We start from the raw sequence: 21,917 nt of genomic DNA, 5'->3' as shown, positions 1-21,917 counted from the left end.
ATGTTGATAAAAAATGCAATAATGATTTTGGTATATACCATACTGGTGTCCTGCCATGAAAATGGGGCAGCATTGCGAAAGGCAATCACGGCGGAAGGATCTGGTTTATTGCAAACCAGGCAGGTACATGATGTAACCGTGAGAATGTCCTATCTGCCAAGCGGATGGCTTGCCAGTGTTCATCCAAATGATGGTCGTGAGTATAACCAGGAGTTGACATTTAAAGTGAATGTAAACTGTAAGGATATTGATAAGTTAAAGAAACTTGGTGAGCAAAAAGAGGCCTCTTTTGGGTTGGATTCATTGTTTCAACTGGTTGTGAAAGGTGATACTATCGTTCCATTACTGGCAGAGCGGGAAGCCAATGGTAACATAGGCGGAATTACTTATCTCATCACATTTGCACGGCCTGCAATTAATACGGCAATTCCCTTACAGTTGATTTATAAAGATTGGATTTATACCAGTACCCGGCTAGTATTCCCTATTGATTATTTATCCGTTTCAGCATCAGATTCTCTTAGTCAACACCTATGATATTACAAAGAAAAACCACTAAAAAGTCGCTTGCAGCACTTTTTCTATTTTTGTGGGCTTCAGAGTTGCTCCTTCCATTGTACGCATCCGCCCTTACTTCCGGCCCCAAGCAGCCGGAGCACACGCAGTTTCAACCGGCTGGTACTGCCGATATGGTGAATTTGTTTACCGGTGCATTTAAATACAATGTTCCGCTATTAGATGTGGATGGTTTTCCAGTGAATCTCAATTATGCATCCGGAGCAGGAATTGATGAGGAGGCTAGTTGGGTGGGGCTTGGATGGAATTTGAGTACTGGCGCTATTAATCGGCAATTAAGAGGGGTACCGGACGATATGAACGGAGATAATATTTTGACAGATCATTACACAGCTGATAATATTACAGTTGGCGGGCGAGTGACTGCGAGAGTGGAGGTGGTAGGTGGAGATATTGGAAAACTCAGTGGTTCCCTTAGCATTGGCATCTTCTGTAATAACTACACAGGTTTTGGAGCTGAAGTAGGGGCTAATTCGGGGCTTACCCTGGGTGGTGCCGCCTCCGGTGGTTTAACCGCAGGACTTAAGTATGGTGTGACGTCGAGTACAAGTGACGGCGTAACCATTGATGCAGGAACCTCCCTTCAATTACAATTAGACAAGTATGCTCGTACGAGTGCCGGTATGGGACTATCATCCAATCTTTCATATAATACACGGGAAGGATTGAAGTCAATGACATTAGGGAAGAGTTTTTCATTATTGACCTTACCACTTTCAGCTACAGATACAAGGATTTTTAATACTCCGCCTTTCAGCCCCAAAATTAATATGGAGTATCAGAATACCAGTGCCAGCTTTTCGTCGGAGGTGGGGGGTGTATATTATGCCATTTACGGCAGTCAGGGAATGACAGGCTTTATGAATAAACAATCGCTCATCAGCCGTTACAAATCTTCGCCTTCTTTTGGTTTTTTATATGCAGACAAGGGCAGTAAAAAGAAAAATGCGGTGATGGATTTTTTCAGAGAGAAAGATAATCCTGTGATACCCAAGTTACCCAATCTGCCGGTTACTTCACTTACACCTGATGTGTTTTCTTTCGAGAGCCAGGGAGGCAGCGGGCAATTCAGGTTGCACGGTGGTGGTTCGGCGGTGGTGTTTGATGCTTACGCTGAAGACCGGTCGGCGGATTACAGCTCTGGAAGTGATGTTGGTATAGGGGGATATGCACATGGCGGTGTCAGCATCTACAATCAACAGGTTTCTAATAAATCAGGTAAATGGATAAATGAAAATAATTTTCTCAATATTGGCGACTATAAGAATGATGCAGCTAACCCCGGTGAAGAAGCTGCCTATTTTAAGGTGGATGGTGAGTTAGTTGCCTCTGAGGCTGCCTGGGATAATAAGGTGCAGGGAGATGATGTAGTGTCAGTACCTTTAAACGGAAATGGCACTTTTGCACAGTTAAAGAATCCCAAAACCTATGCTACCAGTGCCGGAACGCTCAAGAAAGAAACTCGTCAGATTAGGAATACCGCCGTATCCTTTCTTACAAACAAGGAAGCATATGCATCTCCGGTTAATCGGGTTATTCCAAATTATCCATTACTGGAAGATGGCTTTAAACCTGTTACGTGCTCACCGGCACCCGCGCAGTCCATTAGTCGCCTGGGTGGTTACAGGCAGGGGCACCATATCTCCATGTTTACTGTTACTTCCTCTGCAGGAGCGAGGTCCGTATATGGCATCCCTGTATATAATATTTCGCAGGATGAATATACTGTAGCGGCAGACCCTTCCCGTGAAGATCACAGTCAGGGTCTTGTTGGGATCAGTACTACTGGTGACAAAGAAGATATATTGGCATATAGTAAAGCGACAGATCAATTTTACCACCATGACAAACAGCCTGCATATGCGGCAACTTACCTGTTGTCTGCTATGTATAGCCCTGATTATGTTGATGTAACCAATAATGGTATTACAGATGATGATCCAGGGAATGCGGTGAAATTTAATTATTCCCGACTGACGGATAAATTCCGCTGGCGAACACCGATGAGTCCCGGAAATGCCACACTGCACAGAGGATTAAATGCGGATCCGGAAGACGATCGAGCAAATATTGTAACGGGAACAAAAGAGTTGTGGTATTTGCATTCTATTGAAACTAAAACAAAGATTGCTTATTTCATCACTGCTGACAGAAACGATGCTTTAGGCGTAAAAAATCTTTATGGAGATGTAGATGCATCTTTAAAACAGCGGTATCTGAAAAAAATTGTGTTGTATTCAAAATCAGATCTTACAAAGCCAATCAAGACGGTAGTGCTGGAATATGATCAAAATTATCCTGTTTGCCCTGGTACGCCTAATTCTATGGAAAATAAGGGTAAGCTTACCTTGCAACGGGTGTATTTTCAGTATGCTTCTTCTACAAAAGGGAAATATCATAAATACGAATTTGAGTATAACAATAGCGGTGGATACGGTTTCTTGCAGTCGGACAAATGGGGAAACTATAAACCACTCTCGGATAATCAGAATACGCCATTCTCACAGATGCGGAATGATGAATTTCCATATGTTATTCAGGATGCCAGTAAAGCAAACAGCAATGCGAAGGGATGGAATCTTAAGAGAATATCCTTGCCATCAGGCGGAGTGGTGGATATAGATTATGAATCGGGTGATTATGCCTACGTACAGGACAGAAAGGCGATGGCTATGGTGAAGGTATTAGGTTTCATCCAGCATATTAATGATAATTTGAACAGGTGGACGTTGCAGGGTAGTCATGGCGTTAGGGTAGCAGCGACGGGCACTTTACGTGGAACTACGGATCAGGAAAGACTAAGATATTTTATAGCTGATTATTTAGGGGGAAGGAATGAATTTTATACAAGGTTAAAAATAAACGTGACGGATAAACCAAATACTTATGAGGATAGTCGTTGCGAAATCATTCCCTCGTATTCAGAAGTGACAGCAGTAAAAGACAACGGTGATGGCTCCTTTAATATCATAGTAAAAGATGTTACTGCCGGCGGGGTTACGGCGAGCCCATTTCAGGTGGCAGCCTGGCAGCGAATGCGACTAGATTATCCCATGTATGCCTATCCGGGATATAAGAATCGTATTAAAAGTTCTATACCCATAATTCCTGCACTTTCCGCCCTTGTAAATGCTATTGGTAACCTGGCGGAGATCAGGATGAACTTCAATGAGCGGGCAAAGAAACGTGGGTTTTGTAACGACGTGGATTTGAGTCGAAGTTTTGCCAGACTGGTCAAGGCAGACGGACATAAATATGGCGGCGCTGCACGTGTAAAAAGTATTCGGATATCTGATGAGTGGAATACTATGACAGGTAACAATGGTGCCAATGCCGCCTATGGTCAGGCCTATTCGTATACAATTAATGAAGATGGAAAGGAAATCAGTAGCGGTGTAGCCGCTTACGAGCCGTATGTTGGTGGAGATGAGAATCCACTTCGGATGCCAGTGCCATACAATCAGGCTTCACGCGGAGCATTGACTAACTATTACTACCTGGAGGAACCGTTTGGAGAGTCGCTGTATCCCGGCGCATCTGTAGGTTACAGATGTGTCAGCGTACGTGACCTGGATGCAAATGGGGCTCCGGATCCGGCTATGCTGACAGGGCGGGTGCAGCATGAATTTTATACAGCGAAGGATTACCCGGTAATAGTGAAGCAACAGGAGCGTCCTGAAGTAAGACAGGTAGGACCATCAGGTAAGGCTTCTTTTGCCAAGGGATCACAGATTTATCAGTTAGTGATGTCGCAGGGATATGTTGTAATGGTCAATGATATGCATGGTAAGCCCAAGGCAGAAAGAGTATTTAATCGTGCCGGTGCTGAAATATCATCTGTTGTCAGTTACTATAAGTCTGATCCCCTGGATGGGGATAAATTGCAGCTCAATAATAAGGTCACTACTGTAGATGAAAATGGTAGCCTCCACACGGCAGAAGTACTCGGACGGGAGGTGGAACTGGTTACAGACGTACGTGAGGCGGAAACGAGTAACATAGGTACCAGTATTCAGATAGGGATGGACGTTATACCCATTTTATGGTTTGCTATCCCTATTCCCCACTGGCCGCGTAATGAAAATGATAGTTATCGTTTATTCAGGTCAGCCTCCACCTTGAAGGTTATAGAACAAACAGGCATATTGGATCACGTTGTTAAAACGATTAATGGATCTTCCGCTACTACTACCAATCTGGTATTCGACCGAAACACAGGTGCGCCAATAGTTACCTCAACTACAAATGAATTCAATGATCCGGTTTACAGTATTACTATGCCGGCCTATTGGAAGTACGCATCTATGGGTGGAGCCTATAAAAATATAAATACAGTCATTACAAACTTTCAAACAAATGCAAATGGGGTAATTACCAGTACCGGTACTGGTATATTAAAATCAGGAGATGAGTTGTTGAGTCTATCGGATGGGCAACGCTATTGGGTAATTAATACGGCATTAAATGGCAGCGGGGTTCCGGCTTTAAGATTGATAAATGCTACGGGTAATATAGTCGCAAGCTATAACGGTAGCATAAAAATAGTGAGATCTGGTTACAGGAATCTGACTGATGCCGGTGCAGAGTCCATCGTCTGTCTCAAAAATCCAGTTGCTGGTAATAGGTTGCAGGTATTGACAGGTGGAGATTTGTCAGCTTATAAAGTTATAAATGCCTCCGCAGTTTTATATGAAGAGGAATGGGGAGCCAAACAGTGCAACTGCCCGGAAGGCTATATACCATCATCCGATGGTACCACCTGTTATAAGCTGGCTGATTTTGACTCTGATAGTTTGCTGGAGCTTAGGCCCGGCGCCCAAAGTACGGCGTATGGGCAAAATGGGGTAATATGGGACGGTTCTGGACTTGATATTCAGAATGATTATTGGGGAGGTGCCTGTACATCAACTCCATATTGTGGTAAACTTAATAACGTGGGTATATGGATAAAGGAGCCACCCGGAAATCCGAATGTAAATAAATGGATGGTGATAGAAACCTGCATAGACTTGCCATATGCAGGGACTTATGGATTGGGATTCGGGTTTGACGATATTGGCAGTATATCCATAGATGGCACGGTCTTGCTTGATACTGCTGCTGTAGTTGTGCCTAATGCAGACACCTACAATTACTGGCATCTTCAATTTGTCAACATTCCTGCAGGGAAGCATACCCTTCGGATTGCCACGCTGAATGGGACAGGCAATGGCACATGCGGGGTGGAATTGTATCAAGCGACTCCGGAGGAGCTACTTACTTCCATCCTTGACATTAATAGCACAATAGTTTTCAGTACAGCAGATTTACTCCGGGGAAAGCCATATAATACCATGATATACAGTCGCGGTTGGGTGCTGGAAAGAGCCCGTTACCGTTGTGGTCCGCTACCTGCAGCTATTTGTGGTGACCTCATATGTGATAGTACAAGTTATACCCCTGCTCTCAATCCATACGTTGCCGGTATGTTAGGAAACTGGCGTGTTGCTGCTGAAAAAACTTATTTAGTAAACAGAAATGACCAGGGAATCGCCGGAGCTAAGCAGGAAACAGGGTGGCTCCGTACAGGAGGGTACTATAATTCTTTTCAGCCGTACTGGTACTTTGATATAGTGAATGGTGGATGGATTGGGAATAACACAGATAGCCATTGGATTACGAGCCGTTATGTTACGTCATATGACAAGTATGGGCAGGAGCAGGAAAACAAGGACGCCTTACTCCGTTATAGCAGTGCGTTATATGGGTACAAAGGAAGCATGTCTACAGCCGTAGCCTCGAATGCCATGAGAAGAGAGGTTTTTTATGATGGGTTCGAAGATTATAATTATAACACACTTTGTAGTGTTGGTGGTAACTGTGCAAAAGATAACTTCAGTATTCCCGAAGTTATGCCGGATTATTCCAACTGCCTGAATAGCAGTGACGCTCATTCCGGAAACTACTGCTTCAAGTTGAACAGGCGAATATCACTATCTGCTCCTATTCATAGCAGGGAGCATGAACCTGGATATGGTAAGTATATGGACATTGATGCGCAGGGGCAATACCGGGTTAAGGTAGATAAAAATCTTTACCCTGCTGGGTTTCAGCCGATGCCAAATAAGAGTTATGTATTCAGTGTTTGGGTGAAGGATAATCAGCCGGCTGCTGATATTCCTTATTTACCGGTTTATATAAATGATGAGCAACAACCAATTTCCCACAAGGCCACAGTTGAAGGTTGGAAACTGGTAGAGATTGAATTTAAAACTGATGCTACGGGGATTTTCAATTTGGTAATCGGCCCTGCCGGAAATATGCTTATAGATGATATACGTATTTATCCAGTGGATGCCGTTGTACAAACTTATGCCTATGATGCTAAAACGCTTCGGCTTATGGGTACGATGGACGAAAATAATTTCGCCACTTTTTATGAGTATGACGATGAAGGTGTGCTTATTCGTGTAAAGAAAGAAACTGACCGGGGAATTATGACACTAAAAGAAACACGTACTGTTCTGAAGAAAAATTAAGGTATTATGTTCAAAAAGATAAGGTTAATATTTCTGGTTCCTATATTGCTGTTGATGGCGGCTGCAATTGCATTTGCTGCAAGAAGACCATGGTACTCGCTGACTGTACGTGACACTGTAAAAAGTGATCAACCAGCTTTCTCATATAATCCCAAGGAGAAGCAAGTGTTGAAGCAGCTGACTACTTTATTCAAGCGTGCCCTGGCCAGCGATCGCATGATTATCTCCGGAAATATAAATTATACAGACCCAGCTGACTCTGCATCATCCGGCAGTCTGCCATTTTACTATTGCCGGAGAAACAATGAGTGTTATTACGCCGCAGATGGAACTGAAATGATTGCGCTAAAGGATGTTTATATTCTAATAGATCATCCTGGCAAACAAATTATTGTTTCAGGACCCAAAAAGATTGAGGTGCCTACAGGATTTCCCGATTATGCTATTGTGGGTAGCTGGGAGAAAGATAACTATTTATTCCATATGGATACTTTGGCTCAGGGTACAAGGGTTCGGTTGGAATGCAGTAATCACGTGTATTGCAAATTATACGAATACCAGGCAGATTTTTCTACGGGCATAATTACCGCAATTAAAATGCGTCTTACTGATCTGGATCGACCCCTGGACACTCTTACGGATAAGATCTATGAATGCTCTATTAAGGAATGGACCTATGATCAGGCAGATAATCAGCTTTTTAAGAAAAATAAGTATCTGACCGGTACGAAAAATAATTACAGGCCATCACCTGAATACGAGAATTATCAGTTGATTGACAAAAATTAGCAACTCCAAATTTTTCCTGTGAAAAAATCTGCACTATACCTGTTCAATTTAATTATGCTGGCCTGCCTTCTTTTGTTTGTAACGAAAGGCCATGCGGCTATAGAACCCTATCAGCAAAAAATTCAGGGAACTATCCGGAAGGGTGATACACTGATAGTCAAAGATGAAAAATTTCAAAACCCGGGGTATGACTGGAAACTAATTCGCAATAAAAGTGTGTTAAATGTAGTCACATTGGGGTTGCGGAAGGACACTACATTCAGAAATCTTAAATCCTTTTCTTGTGAGGCCGATATTAAGATTGAGTATTGGAGTGGGCCTGATCAGGATTTGCCGATTACGTTGCCACATACCAAACTCCGGATCAATTATGATTCGGTTGCAGGTAATATTTATCAGGATTTTGATCAATATCGTTTTGCAAATGCTTACAAAGTTAAGGTGACAGTCAATGATTTTACCTGCAAAGAGCTGGAAGAGGTGCCCCCCTTGTTTTACCTAAATGCTGAAATTGTGGTGGTAAGGGACTATCTACCTGATGAGAAAACCTCTCTCTCTCCTAAACTGGTGAATACAACTGGTAACTCCAGTCAGTCTTTGAAGATGGCAACAGCCAGTAGTTTTCAAAATACGTTGGCGCCATCCAATACCATTACTGTAGTATGGGATGGTGTTGTAAGTTCGCAGCTGGTAGATTTGGAATGGACTTTTGTAGATGAGGAATCAGATAATGGCGCGATACTCCAGGCAGCCGGAGCTTCACCTGCTGATGCTGTACTGGCTGCAATGTTTAAGAATAACAGTACCCGTATTACAACTCAGGGTAATACGTATACTATACCGCTTATCCAGGCGCATCAATACCTGCTTACCCGTGTACGAACCGTGGATGAGAGTAGTGGTTACCGGGAGGAAGGGCCGTGGATTTATAAGCTTAATATCAATAGCGCTATAGTACCTGCAGTACTTACTGCTGCCAATGGCGTCACCTGGTTTGAACCTGCATTTAACTGGCAATATTCGGCCACATATGCAGAAGAAGGCAAACGGAAAGAGGTGGTGACATTTTTGGATGGAACACTTCGGAATAGGCAGGCAGTAACTTTAAATACTTCAGATCAGAAAGCAGTTGTGCAGGAAAGTGTTTATGATGCATACGGACGAGAAGTGGCAAAAATATTGCCTGCACCGACTACAGATGGTAATTTGCATTACTATCCGAAATTTAATCTGAATCAATCTTTACAGCCTTATTCCTGGCAGAATGTACTGAAAGGCGAAACAGGGACCTGTATTGTAAAACCTGATCCACTCAGTAGCAGTAGCGGAGCGGCCCGGTATTACTCGGTAAATAATGATATAACAACCGATATGTTCAGGAAAAGTATTCCGGATGCGGAGGGTTATCCGATAGCTGTAAGCACTTATACAGCTGATAATACCGGAAGGGTGAGTATGCAGGGAAGCACCGGTTTCACATTACAGCCTGATAATACTAATCCACTTACTAATCGCAGCACACGGATGTATTATGGAAAGCCAGCCCAATGGGAATTGGACATGCTCTTTGGAAATGATGCCGGTTATGCTGATCACTATTTAAAGAACATGACAATTGACCCAAACGGGCAGGTGTCTATATCTTATTTGAATAGTGCCGGTAAAGTAGTTGCTACCGCGTTGGCAGGAACTAATCCGGATACTTCCCTTCTGCCGTTGGTTGACAGACCTGCACCTAAAAGAATCCGGTTTTCAATGTTTTCTCCACAGCAATTCCGGTTTGAACCACAATTGCTGAAACTGAGCGCTCATGCTACGCATCTGGCTGCAATCCCTTTTATTACAGATACAATTTTAGTGAATGTACCCGACCTGGTAAAGAAGTACCAGGAAAATAATGTTACAATATGTAGTAATTGCTACTATGACTTAAGTGTAAAGGTTACCGATGATTGTGGTAATGTGATAGTAAACCAGTCTAACGTATCTATTGGTAGTAAGTTATCAGATTGCAGCAAAACAGGGGTTACGGACAAAATTATAACTGTACCCGTTAATAAGGTAGGAGAATATGACATTACTGTAGAGCTGGCGCTTAATAAAAATGTAATCGAAGATTATACGGATGATTTTATTGCGCGTAACACTAACCTGAAAACACAGTTGCAATTTGTAATAGAGCAATTAAAGCGGGAAAACTTTGCAGGCTGTTTTTCTCAATGTACTACCTGTAGAGAGGCGTTGGGCAGCATGGCGGAATTTACAACAGCTCTTAGCATGCGTGTACAGCGGAATGGAGTAAGTTTTGGTGGACAAGAGGCTGCTTTTAATTCATGGGCACAGGGTTTATATAGTGCATTACTGGATAATTGTCAGGCTTTGCAGTTGTCCTGTATGCCATCGCCATGTGAGCGACTACGTCAATTGCTGATTGCTGATGTAACTCCGGGCGGACAATATGCGCTGTTTGATAACGCTGGTGTGGCAATAGATCCTTCTGTAAACGTTGTCAATACATACTGGCGCACAGTATTTCCAACTTCGGCTTCGCAGGCCGAATATGAACAGAATAAAATCCAGCTGAACGATACAGTAACATTATATCCCAACAGTCCTGATTTTACGCTTTTGATGTTACAGCAATACTGGCAGCCACAATGGGGGGACAAGTTTGTGGTTTATCACCCCGAGTATTGTGAGTACCAGTTTTGCAATGTAGTAAGCAGTGATAAAGCCTGGGATCAGCGATTGTCGGAAGTGTATACGACTGTAAATGATTTGCAGGGGGCGCTGAAGGATATCCAGTATAGCAATACTGATCCCTTATGGCTTTTTAGTGCCGATCCGTTTTTTACGGGAGCTGGTGCACCATGGGCTAATGAGTTCATGGATGACCTGACTAATTATTCTTCAAAGGTATTACAGTTAACCAATAGTGGAGGTGTTGACAAAAACATTTCTGCTTTTGTGGATTATATGCTGTATTGTGCGGATACTACTGCTACTACAAACAGCAATCCTGCTCCTACTGCCATTGAAGCCTGGAATGATTGTTTTCCGTCGGATGAATGCCGGATACCAGATATGGAGTACCAGCAGTACTTAAATTATTACCTGGAGAGGAAACAGTATTATTATGATAAGCTGAAAGTTTCTTTAGGCTTTTGCGTTGGAAAGTGTAAAGTAGGTGGCGGCAATGAAACAGTGGCAGATGCCGGAGGATTACAATGTAATGACTTACAGGACAGCTATTTTACTGCTAACTATAATGCTGATCAGAATAACTATACTGTTACCGTAACCAAGGCCTTACCAGGCAATCTCAGACCGGGAGTACGTGTATTAATAAAGGTGTCACCTGATCCCGGATCAGGATATGATTTTCCGTTGAATCTTGCTGAATTTACCTGGCAATCGCCTGGTACACTCACGTTTACAGGCCCCAGAATCGCACCTGCTCCGGAAGGCGGTATACCCTTAATTTGCTCGATTGCCTATTGTAAAAGTACGCCTCAGCCAATGGCAGAAAGTTGTGACCCGGTTTTATTACGTAAGCAATCAAGAGTAGGTAACCTGGGCACGCCATTATTACAGGTTACAGATCCGGAAGAGTATAATCTGATTGTGGCAGATACATTGCAGAGGCAGCTTTCACGTGTGTGTGAAGTAAATGTGGATTCATTTATTTCCAAGCTTTCTTCTTCGGACAGGTATCTAAATATGAGTGCTCAGGTGCGGGCGGACCTGCGTGCTAAATTGCTGGAAGTGTGTGTTAAGGGGGGCGATCTGGAGCATGCATTTGGATCGTCGACTACAAAACCTGGTTTGGCTACAGCAGATGGGGACGAATCGATGGCACAGGTATTAAAGCGTATGACTAATGGTGATCCCTTTACAATTGATTATAATCCGTGGCTAACGGATGCATTTTATACCTATGCATTGCCGGGTCAAACGGTGCGGCGGTCCATTGTAAAGACAAATTCTTCTATATGTGACAAGCTGGAGGTATTGAAAAATGCCGCCGGAACAGATGATCCCGATAAATTGTATGACTATCTGGATGGTATGTACAAGGAGGCGATGACAATAACCCCTGCGGAGCTGGCTGTGTTAATGAAAGGATGTGGAAACTGCCGGTTTATGCTGGATCGTGAAATAGAACTGCCGGTATTTCTTGATGGGCCGGCGATTGGCTGCGTAACTGGCGCAGATTTGCAAGTAGCGATGGATGATTTAACGAATCAAATTTCTGGTTCGTTGGATCCGTCAGATGAGAATTATGAATTAGTAGTGACGAATTATTTGAATCAGCTTTGGGGATTTTCCTTATCAGCTACTGATTACCTGGATTATATCCAAAACTCTCTTGGAGATCCCAATGTCAGTATTTGCAATAAACCAGTATATGATGCAGTAAAGGTGAGCCCTTACCAATGTATGTTTGATCTGGTAGATGGAGCAGTGGAAGGTGCCAAGCGGCAATATGCTGTTTATATTGATTCTGTCCGAAAGGATTTCCGTAACAGGTATGTGTCTGTTTGTAGTGCCGTGAAGGCAAATGCGGCCTATGCTACTACTTTTCAAAATTATCATTTTACACTTTATTACTATGACCAGGCGGGATCATTAGTAAGAACGGTTCCTCCTGCCGGGGTGCAATTAATAGAGGATCAGGTACAGCTGGACTACATTCGCAATGCAAGGGATGCAGGTGCGAATTGTAATTACGGAGGACCTTTGCAGAATACGGATCAAACAGTTGCCCTGAATGCGCTTGGGAATGCGGTTACCAATAATAATCAATCGTTGGAGATGTGGGTAACGGGGTCAAAGGACCCGATTCAGTTTGCTACTGTGGCAGGAAATAAGGCTTATGTTACCATGGTGATGTATGGAAATTACATGGATGTTACCATTTACAGGCTTTCCTTTCCTAATGCAAACGAAGTAGAAATCATTAATGGTAGTACAATAACGGTTGGGCTTGGGCCGGACTTCGCAGCAAGACCTTTCAATCATGTTGTGTTACAGGGAAGCAATCTGTCTGATGGAAGTAGCATATCCGTGTACATGAATGGAGTGCTCTTACAGGCTGTGAACAATGCCCCTCCCCCTCCGCTTGGATTTGAGGTTACACCTGATCCGGCTACGTTTACTACTGACCTCGGCATGCTACGGCAGATGAGGGTGTATAACCGTTTGCTCGCTGCTAACGAGATCGCCGCTAATGCAGATGAAATCTGTATGGGATTGGCGCCGTCTTATGTTGCCGCACTCAGTAATAATCTGGTGCAATGGAGCAGGTTAAACACTACCAGTACGGATGGTTTGCCTACTCAACAGCCTGATGGATCTGTAACCGGGTACACAGGTGGTATTTATCCAGCGCACAGGCTTAAGTCTGACTATGTATTTAATTCCCTGGGGCAGGTTTCAAGGCAGTTTACACCCGATGCGCATGAGAGCCGGTTTTGGTATGATTATACCGGGCGCCTTGTATTTTCAGCAAATGCGGAACAGCAGCAGTTTCCGGGTAAATATAGCTATACCACCTATGACAACCTGAGCAGGGTAATGGAGGTAGGTGAACGATCCGGAGGAAGTGTACTGGCATCGCCAGACTTCCTGTCAGGGATGGCTATTGCCGCTGTAGGAGGAACAAATGCGCAGATCACACACACCTATTACGATTTTCCCGTATTGCCGGATCAAACAACCTACCCCCAGGATAACCTGCGTAAAAGAGTTTCAGCAACCAGCTTCCGTGAGTCGGCCGGTAGTGAGGAATCTGTTACCTATTATAGCTATGATATAGCTGGTAATGTTAAAACGCTGTGGCAGAAAGTATTTGGTTTAGGAGAGATGAAGAAGCTGGAGTATAATTATGACCTCGTAAGTGGAAAGGTAAATAGTTTGCGTTACCAGTTTGGCAAGCCGGATCAGTTTTTCTACAATTACAAATACGACGCTGAAAATCGGCTTATCGCTGCTATCACAGGTGTTTCACACAAAGGAGATGGCTGGGAGATAGAGTCAGGAGCTACGGATGCGACTTACAGGTACTATCTCCATGGTCCACTCGCCAGAACTATTATTGGTGAGAATGGGGTGCAGGGTATGGATTATGTTTATACTATACAGGGTTGGCTGAAGATGATTAACGGTGCTGTGCTGGATCCGCAGCAGGATGCAGGAGGAGATGGTGGAAATGGGCTGACCAGTCCGATTTCAAAGGATGTAATGGGTTATACGCTGGACTATTTCACTGGTGATTATAAGTCTATTACCGGGCTGAATCCGGAGCTTAGTTACCAGTCGGCGCCAGGTGATATAACTGGTTATAATTTGTTTAATGGAAATATCAGCAGAATCACCAGTGCACTGAGCAATATCAGCGGAGGTTCGCCGGTGGGATACTCTTACAGATATGATGTATTAAACAGAATTCGTGCAATGCGCCGGCATAATTTGTCGGGAGGTATCAGCAATTGGGGCGCTAGTCAGATCGGCAGTAACCGTAACGGGGAAGACTACACTTATGACGGTAATGGAAATATTCTTACGCTTAGCCGTAATGGTGCGGATGATGCACACCTGGCAATGGACAGGCTGACCTATGTATATGAGAAAGAGGGGAATAATCTGTTGTCTAATAAGCTATTGCGTGTTACGGATGAAGTTGCGGACAATGACTATGCCACGGACGTGGATAACATGACCGGTAACTTTGTGTATGATAAGATTGGTAATCTTACCCTTGATCCGTCGAATGGATTAAATACTACTATTCAATGGAATGCATACGGTAAGATAAAAACGCTGGTATCCGCTAACGGCACGGTAAATTATAAATACGATGCAGCTGGTAACAGGATATATAAGGAGTTTTATCCTGCTACCTCCGGTGGAGTACAACGTACCTGGTACCTCCGGGATGCACAGGGCCAACTATTGGCTACATATGGGAATCAGAATGGCGATAACAATACATATTGGAAAGAGCAGTATCTTTATGGTAGTAGTCGTTTAGGCGTGTGGAAGCCGGATATGCAGGTAGGTAGCGGTGTTGCTGGTAATGCACCGTTATTATGGGGCCAGGCGAACAGAAAGCGCTATGAGCTAACGAATCATTTGGGCAATGTGCTGGCTACCATTTCAGATACCAAGAATGGTGCTGATGCAATTGTATATAACCAGAATGATTACACACCGTTTGGAGCGCAGATGGATGGTGCAGCGTGGAATTTGGGAGGAGAAAGGTATAGATATGGGTTTAATGGGAAGGAGAATGATAATGAGGTGAAGGGTGAAGGGAACAGTTTGGATTTTGGGGCAAGACTATATGATCCTAGGATTGGAAAGTGGTTGAGTACGGACCTTGCATTTAAAGAGTATCCATCATTGTCTCCATATACGGGGTTTGGCAACAATCCAATAATTTTTGTAGACCCTGATGGTAAGAGAATTTATTTTGTTCCTGGTTTAGGATACAATGCTTCAAAAGGAGATGATGGTAATAGCCGTTATGCTAGGGAGTCTGAAGGTATTCCTTCATCCCTTAAACCTTATTTACAGGCATATAATACCTATTCAAAAACAATTCAAGGTTCTATGGGAGGGCGCTTGGCAGACATGGGATATGTTGCTTGGCATGGGCAGCGCCCGGCCCTCAATGTTACGAAGGACAAACGAGCTATGATGATGATAAAATCAATCGTAGCAGATTTGCAGCAAAATCCTTTAAAAGAAGGTGAGCAAATGAATATACTGGCAACAAGTCAAGGGAGTGTTACTGCAGGACAAGCTGCAATTGCTATGGTGGAAGACCCTACCAAATTTGGGTTAGAGGAGGGGTTCAAAATTGATAATTTGGTGTTGGCAGGATCGCCTCTTTCGCCAAAATCAAAACTCTATAAAAAATTGGAAGCATTACAAGCTGCAGGTAAAATTGGGAATATAGAATATGAAAAATATCAGGCAGAAGGTGATGCTGTATCAGGACTTGCTAGTACATCAAGGATCGGAGCTATAGGTAAAGGGTTTAGTTTCTTAGGAAAGATAATGCAGGCACTGAAACAAAATAAACGAGGAGAGGAGTTTACGGACCCTCACATAAGAGCAGCGGAAAATCTACCTGTAACTCAAGATTCAAAACAAAAATTCAGCGATGAGCTTAAAACTAAACTTGAAAAAGATCAGATTCACTAAGTCATTTTGTTTTCTTATCTTTTGGAGTTGTCAAACTCCTAATTCTGCAAGTTTTACAAATAGAAAATTTAAGGACTTGATTGATTATAAAAAAATGGCGCAATACATAGTAATGCACAACTACCATTATGGGTTTACAAAAAATGATACCTATGTGTTAAGTAATGCGCCTGATTCGACGGTATCAAAATTTATACGAGAGAAGAAAATTATAGGAATTTATTTTAATAGAGATAGTCTCATAAGATTCAGCATCGGATTTAAATCAATACTAAGTAAAGGAAAGGAACTAAGTTTTGACTATTCCTCTTGCTCACCAACTAAAAGTGAAAAAAGAAATGGATACAAAAAAATAGTATTAGAGAAAGGGATTTATTATGTTGAATATTAAAAAGGGATAGCGATGCAGTAATTAGTTTGGGGTACGCTACAAAATTCCATTACTGAGGCTTGATAAGGTACAGCAGTTATGTTGACAAATGCGGATGGTAGTATTTGGCAAAGATAAAATGCATATCTCGTCATTTGTTGAAGTGTGTTGTAAATTGTTTGATAAAAATGCACTTGATAGCTTTGTAGATACTGAGGCAATTAAAATTGGCTTCACTAATGATATTGTTAGTGCAATGAAGATTCTAAGAGATTCACTTGGTGCATATAATCAAAAAAGCACAGATGTGGGTATTTGGGCAGATCCAGAATGGCTAGTGGTGCTAGGTGCTGCAAAAAAAGTACTTCAACTTTTGGGAAATATTAAAATTTTCCAACTAAAATTTGGGAGTGAATGAGCATACTTTTGAAGGAGGACAGAAAATGGGCTAATGTCTTATACCGTAATAGTTCACTTAATCTCAGCATTTTTTTTCGTTCTAATTAAAATGGCCTTCATCCTGAATTGAGTGACTGGTATAAGCAGTAATGCATGCCCTTATCTGTTGTTCATCGGTAGCAAGGGCAAATAGAGAAATAGTTTTTTTTCTGGAATCATATAGGGTTATTACGAGATTTAGGGAATCAATCGTGTCAGTTGCATAATATTTTGTCCTGAAGCTTTTGATTTCCTGCCATGCTATGAGTTTTTTATCATAGATAATCCCTTCTGTATTAAATGTGATTTTGCTTGTGGGATTAAGAAAATTATACCAGCTTGAAATGGTAGAACCAACAAATAAGAGAATTAAAATGGCTGATACATAAGGATTTATTGTAAAAATTATCCTGGTTTTATTGTATGCTCCAAGGCAGATGTATAATAGTGTGCCTGTAAATCCTAAGGCTAATACCAGGTATAACGATCTTGACTTTTTCAAGGTAATTTCGGGAGGCGGCATATTGGTTGCTATTACATTTTAAATATAATATGATTTAAGTGATTGCGTATAAATATCACAGAAGATGCTACTTACGAACGAATGAATTTAGTATCTTTCTAATATCAAAATCTGGTAATGGAAATAAGTTATTTCGAAGCAATTTTTGATTCCCTATATCATGGTCCACAAGACTTGCAACCGGCATTAGCAGCCATGAAAGAGGCCGGAGCAAGCCAAATTAAAACAGTAATGGTTTTGATTAGAAAGCTCGGGCTTACCTTGCCCGAAGCAGATGATGTCATTCTGGAGGCCGAAGCATGGAAGGACGAAAGAGAAGCGACGTTGCGGTTAAGAAACGGCTTTTGGGAAGTCTGCAATGGGGAAGATGAAATTGAAGAGGATCAAGATAAATTGCAGGCTTAAAGTGTTCCAAAATTTATTTATTCATAGCTATCCATGATCGAGATAAAAAGCACCGACGATATTATTAAGACCAAGATGCAGGTAACAGTATTACTGATCGTTGGATCCGTAGTTGCTACTTTAATCAAGCCTTCCTCTGTGATCATAACTATAATCCTATTATTGTATTTGGTGCTGTTCTGCCTGCTGGAAAAATTTACCGTTGCAATTAGGGTGGATGATGCCTTTATTGTAGTTACATACTATAAGCTGTTTCAACGGAAGGAAAAATTTTTTCCCATTCAAAAAGTTGAGTTAGAAATTGCTAAGCAAATCAAATTCCGTTCTTTAACTCCACTTTATATTTTAACTATAGTAGATAGAGAGGAAAAAAAGTGGCAAATAGATAGTCAAGATGGATTTACTGAATACGATTTTGCGCAGGTTGTCAGGTACTTTAATAAAATGAGGTTGGAACAAGTGTAATGGCTGATATAAGTCAAATGAAGATCCATATACTTTAAAGAATACCAGAGGGATAAGAATGTTAAGGGTATATCAGGATGATTATTTATGTAGAACATAATTAATTGATCTAATGAAAACAATTATCGAAGATGCCAATTTTAAAGCTGTTTTGGAGCAGTTTCGTGGCTCTTACGCTCAAATTTGGATATTTAGTCCATCACTGAAACGTCTTGTGATCCGATTGACAAAAAAAGGTTTTAAGGACGCCTTATATATTTTGGGTGCAAGTTGTGTACACATAAATGGGCCATTTTCATGGAAAAATGCACATTTAACTATTTATGAAGCGGAATCTGCTTTTCCGGGTGAATTGATAACAAAGGTTGTTGATGAGAAGAATGGTTTTGAACTTGTTACGGAGTCCGGAGTAGTATTGTCGACAGGTTTGGAAATTGATCCCTGGTTATCTTTTGATGATCCTATTTGATGAAAAGTTGACGATCTTATTACCAGTGTAATAGAAATTGAAGAATCCCTGAATCCCCTAAAAGCTTAAAATGATGAAACTCATTGCTGCAATCGCTCTCATTATCTTTTTCTGCCTGTATGTCAACCTGCAGGCAGGAAATGTGTTTGTACCTAAGGTTAGTAAGTCGCTGGAACTGGATACCATTAATGGTGATTTTCTATATGAGTTAAATGTTGGATATTCCTGCTATTCAAGATTTGACCAGATTGAGCAGATGGAGGATGTCATAACGTATGATTCTTTTCTTGTCAGGAATAATCTGGCACAACTATACAAAAGAGGGATGTTTTTACTGTTTCCAGATAAAACTATATACAGCTCACTATCTCAGCGGGAGATAATGAAATTTCGAAAGGATTCATCCATTATTCATTTTATCCAACCCTTTTATTCCATGAAACATCCGTATGATTCTTCTGGATTTACAGGAGTGGTAAGTGATAGCACAGGGAATCTATTATTTAAGAGATTCCATGCGATAATGGTTTGCGCAAGGATTGGTCCTGCTCAAATGTTGGTGCCAAATATGAAAGACTATAAGTGTTGCTATGCTAATACAAAGGAGTTTGTAAATGCATGGTATGTTTTGGAGCTCATCCAGGGAGCATGGTATTAGTAATTAAAAATTTTTGACCTTGAATTTCACTGGATATTTCTATATTTCGCTTTTGCCGCTGCTTGCATATGGGTATAACCAAGGTGCTAAGCAGGATGTCAAGGCCACTAGTGTATTGCCTGAGTTTACAACTCATTTACAGAATAGTGCTGCTTTATCAACTGGTAGTCCGCTTGATTTAAGAAACCGCATACTACTTACTGTGATTGACTCGGATACAATGGATTTTGATTCAGATGCAACTTATGGGATTGGCGATGATGATGCGTTTACGGCTGAAGATTTTAAAGTATACAAGGTTTTTAACGGTGTTTCGTATGAAATAAGTGATAAATTAAATGATTATTATTTAACTATTTCCATTAGCAACAGATTTAGTCGGCGGGATATATTTTTGCTAGTAATTTATTTTCTGGGATTAAGTAATAAAATGCAACGAGACACGAACATTATTGCCCGGAAGTTAATAGTATTCAATGGCAATAGAAGGGTTATGACGATTGGAAAAATAAAATCTAACAAAAGCTCAGCAGTTACATAAACTGAGAGATAATGGTAAATGAATATAAATGTAGCTTGCTCATTTTATTACTATAAATCAATAGTCAATATGAAGATGCACTATTTGCTTCTGGTTTTAGTTTTAGCTGCTTTGAGTTGTAAGAGTGATACGAGCACCGCTGAAAAAAAGGAAGTAAGAAAGGAGCAAAAAGGCCTTTTGGAATTAACAGATTTGGATCAGCTTGAAATAAATGATTCTTCTATTTATTTGAAAGCGTCAAAGGGTAACCCTGGAGAAATTTGCTTGCAGTATCGATTTGTTAACCAAATTTTTTTTCAAAATTGTTGTTTTAAATATTTTGATTATTCCAATGTAGTATTTCCTGATACTTCCATTGGAATAATCAATGAATCTTCATTCATCGTATCAAACTACTTTCTATTCCAGGATAGTATATTAGTATTGCCTTTGATTGGAATGAATGATTGCTTATCGATCTATATTATAAATTTGCGATCCAAGCAAGTAATTGTAAACGATATCAGGACTGCATTTAGTTTAGTATGGATGGATAAAAATAGCGCTTCCTTTGTGATTACAGATACGCCGAGGTACATAAATGATTCCACCTTATTGTATAGGCTTAATAAATACAGCATTCATGGGGCGGAGGTTTCAATTATGAAAACCGATATGTCATATTTGAAATATCGACTTAAGGATGATTTGAAAACTCAGTATAATATAGTAAGGAGGATCTGTATTGATAGGTAGTGGTATAACGCCATAGATAAATCAATTAAAATACAAGAAGACAATCCGAGCAGAAATGCGAAGAATTAAGCAAACTTTTACAGCATGGCCACTCTCTTACTTTGCAGATACACTAATCCTTAATACTGGCCTGACTAAGGACTTGAAAAAGTTAATACTCACTCCAAGTGCGATTTACAAAATGGCATTGGAAGCTAATTTGGATACCCAATTTCTTGAAATAGAATACTGGGAAGATTTTGAAAATGGGCGACTCGACTTTGGTATTCAAGACTTTTTTATTTTGATCAAGAAATTTGAATGTTTTGGGCACAGGGATATGATATTAATCGTCACCAACGAGCTTTTTATGCGAAATCAATGTCTGGAATTTTACCTCGATGAGTTTAATGAGTTTGCCCAATGGTATGAGTCTTAATTTGGGATGGAATTTTTTCAACCGGCTGATTATATCTTGTTCTCAATAGAATCAAAATCAATCATTTTGATACATCATAATGGTAAGCAAATATTGATAAAACCTCCTAATTAGATAATATTAATTAAGGTTGTAAGTAAAGGATTATGTCCTGAGAAATGCATTTAATATGTTTATAGTTTATTTGGCACTGAAATGTGGGTAGATGGAATGGTGGCCTGAATGGGTAGAGTTAAGGTATACTTCTTACCTCAAATTCTCTACAAGTTCTTAATATATGATTAAACTTGCCTTATCTTAGAGCCTCCTAACCTATGAAAATACACGAAATATGAACTCATATCGAATTGAACGATACGGTGATGATTTAGTTGTCTGGAGTAATAATAAGCAGGTAATCAAGGTAATACGTCGGCATAATTGGCTGGGAAAGCTCAAATCAAGATTTTTTATTGATGGAACCTGCGTTCTTACCACTACTTACGATCAAGCATGGTTTCGTAAGTATTTAACCATTAAAGAGCAGCACTTACCCGTGCCTGTTTCCCTCATTAAAATGGAAGATAATTATTTGCTTAACATTGGTCAAAACCTGATAAGTTTTGAAAATAGAATTCCTGGTAACCCTTTATTTGTCTTAACTAATAACGGCAGCGATATTGGAGAGGTAAATGTGGTGTCTCGTGGCTTCATTAAAAATCCGGTAATCTATCAACTGGAATTTAAAGAAGAGTGTGATGTCAATTATTATGCAATGTTGTTTCTTTTGATGAATATGCCAACGTCTTATAGTTAATTTGT

14 protein-coding genes are annotated in these 21,917 nt (G+C 41.0%); 13 read left to right on the top strand and 1 reads right to left on the bottom strand.

Going from position 1 to position 21,917, the window contains the following annotated elements:
• From BUB18_RS13395 to BUB18_RS13370, 5 genes are all read left to right on the top strand, one after another.
• Positions 1-537: a hypothetical protein gene (locus BUB18_RS13395; protein WP_073081656.1), complete on the top strand. Its 537-nt coding sequence runs from the start codon at positions 1-3 to the stop codon at positions 535-537.
• Entirely contained in the window at positions 534-7,094 is a 6,561-nt protein-coding gene (locus BUB18_RS13390) for a hypothetical protein (protein WP_073081654.1), read from the top strand. The genes BUB18_RS13395 and BUB18_RS13390 overlap by 4 nt, the downstream gene beginning before the upstream one ends.
• A 6-nt stretch (positions 7,095-7,100) precedes the next feature.
• Entirely contained in the window at positions 7,101-7,883 is a 783-nt protein-coding gene (locus tag BUB18_RS13385; RefSeq protein ID WP_073081651.1) for a hypothetical protein, read from the top strand.
• Between the two features lie 18 nt (positions 7,884-7,901).
• On the top strand, positions 7,902-16,094 hold the full coding sequence (locus BUB18_RS13380) for an RHS repeat-associated core domain-containing protein (RefSeq protein ID WP_143159943.1): 8,193 nt from the start codon (positions 7,902-7,904) through the stop codon (positions 16,092-16,094).
• Positions 16,095-16,579: 485 nt separating this feature from the next.
• Positions 16,580-16,882 carry a hypothetical protein gene (locus tag BUB18_RS13370; RefSeq protein ID WP_073081642.1) on the top strand — a complete coding sequence of 101 codons (303 nt, stop codon included), beginning with the start codon at positions 16,580-16,582 and terminating at the stop codon, positions 16,880-16,882.
• A gap of 81 nt (positions 16,883-16,963) precedes the next feature.
• On the opposite strand, the gene BUB18_RS13365 is transcribed toward BUB18_RS13370, so the two are convergent.
• A complete protein-coding gene (locus tag BUB18_RS13365) occupies positions 16,964-17,425 on the bottom strand; it encodes a hypothetical protein (RefSeq protein ID WP_073081639.1) in 462 nt (153 codons plus the stop codon).
• 117 nt (positions 17,426-17,542) lie between these two features.
• Here BUB18_RS13365 and BUB18_RS13360 point away from each other — a divergent pair, with 117 nt between their 5' ends.
• From BUB18_RS13360 to BUB18_RS13325, 8 genes are all read left to right on the top strand, one after another.
• Positions 17,543-17,830 carry a hypothetical protein gene (locus tag BUB18_RS13360; protein WP_073081637.1) on the top strand — a complete coding sequence of 96 codons (288 nt, stop codon included), beginning with the start codon at positions 17,543-17,545 and terminating at the stop codon, positions 17,828-17,830.
• A 33-nt stretch (positions 17,831-17,863) separates the two neighbouring features.
• Positions 17,864-18,295: a hypothetical protein gene (locus BUB18_RS13355; protein ID WP_073081634.1), complete on the top strand. Its 432-nt coding sequence runs from the start codon at positions 17,864-17,866 to the stop codon at positions 18,293-18,295.
• Positions 18,296-18,407: 112 nt separating this feature from the next.
• Positions 18,408-18,764, top strand: coding sequence for a hypothetical protein (locus BUB18_RS13350; RefSeq protein ID WP_073081631.1), 357 nt, complete (start codon positions 18,408-18,410; stop codon positions 18,762-18,764).
• 70 nt (positions 18,765-18,834) lie between these two features.
• Positions 18,835-19,422, top strand: a complete 588-nt coding sequence (locus tag BUB18_RS13345) for a hypothetical protein (RefSeq protein ID WP_143159942.1) — start codon at positions 18,835-18,837, stop codon at positions 19,420-19,422.
• 19 nt (positions 19,423-19,441) lie between these two features.
• Positions 19,442-19,963 (top strand): hypothetical protein, encoded by a 522-nt coding sequence (locus tag BUB18_RS13340; RefSeq protein ID WP_073081626.1) that lies wholly within the window; start codon positions 19,442-19,444, stop codon positions 19,961-19,963.
• A 69-nt stretch (positions 19,964-20,032) separates the two neighbouring features.
• Positions 20,033-20,698 (top strand): hypothetical protein, encoded by a 666-nt coding sequence (locus BUB18_RS13335; RefSeq protein WP_073081623.1) that lies wholly within the window; start codon positions 20,033-20,035, stop codon positions 20,696-20,698.
• Positions 20,699-20,753: 55 nt separating this feature from the next.
• Entirely contained in the window at positions 20,754-21,116 is a 363-nt protein-coding gene (locus BUB18_RS13330; protein WP_073081621.1) for a hypothetical protein, read from the top strand.
• A gap of 331 nt (positions 21,117-21,447) precedes the next feature.
• The gene (locus BUB18_RS13325) at positions 21,448-21,912 is read left to right on the top strand and encodes a hypothetical protein (RefSeq protein ID WP_073081618.1); all 465 of its coding nucleotides are present in this window, start codon (positions 21,448-21,450) and stop codon (positions 21,910-21,912) included.
• The last annotated feature ends 5 nt before the right edge of the window (positions 21,913-21,917 follow it).

Source organism: Chitinophaga jiangningensis (assembly GCF_900142605.1).
Taxonomy (GTDB): domain Bacteria; phylum Bacteroidota; class Bacteroidia; order Chitinophagales; family Chitinophagaceae; genus Chitinophaga; species Chitinophaga jiangningensis.
This window is presented reverse-complemented; position numbering and strand designations above follow the sequence as displayed.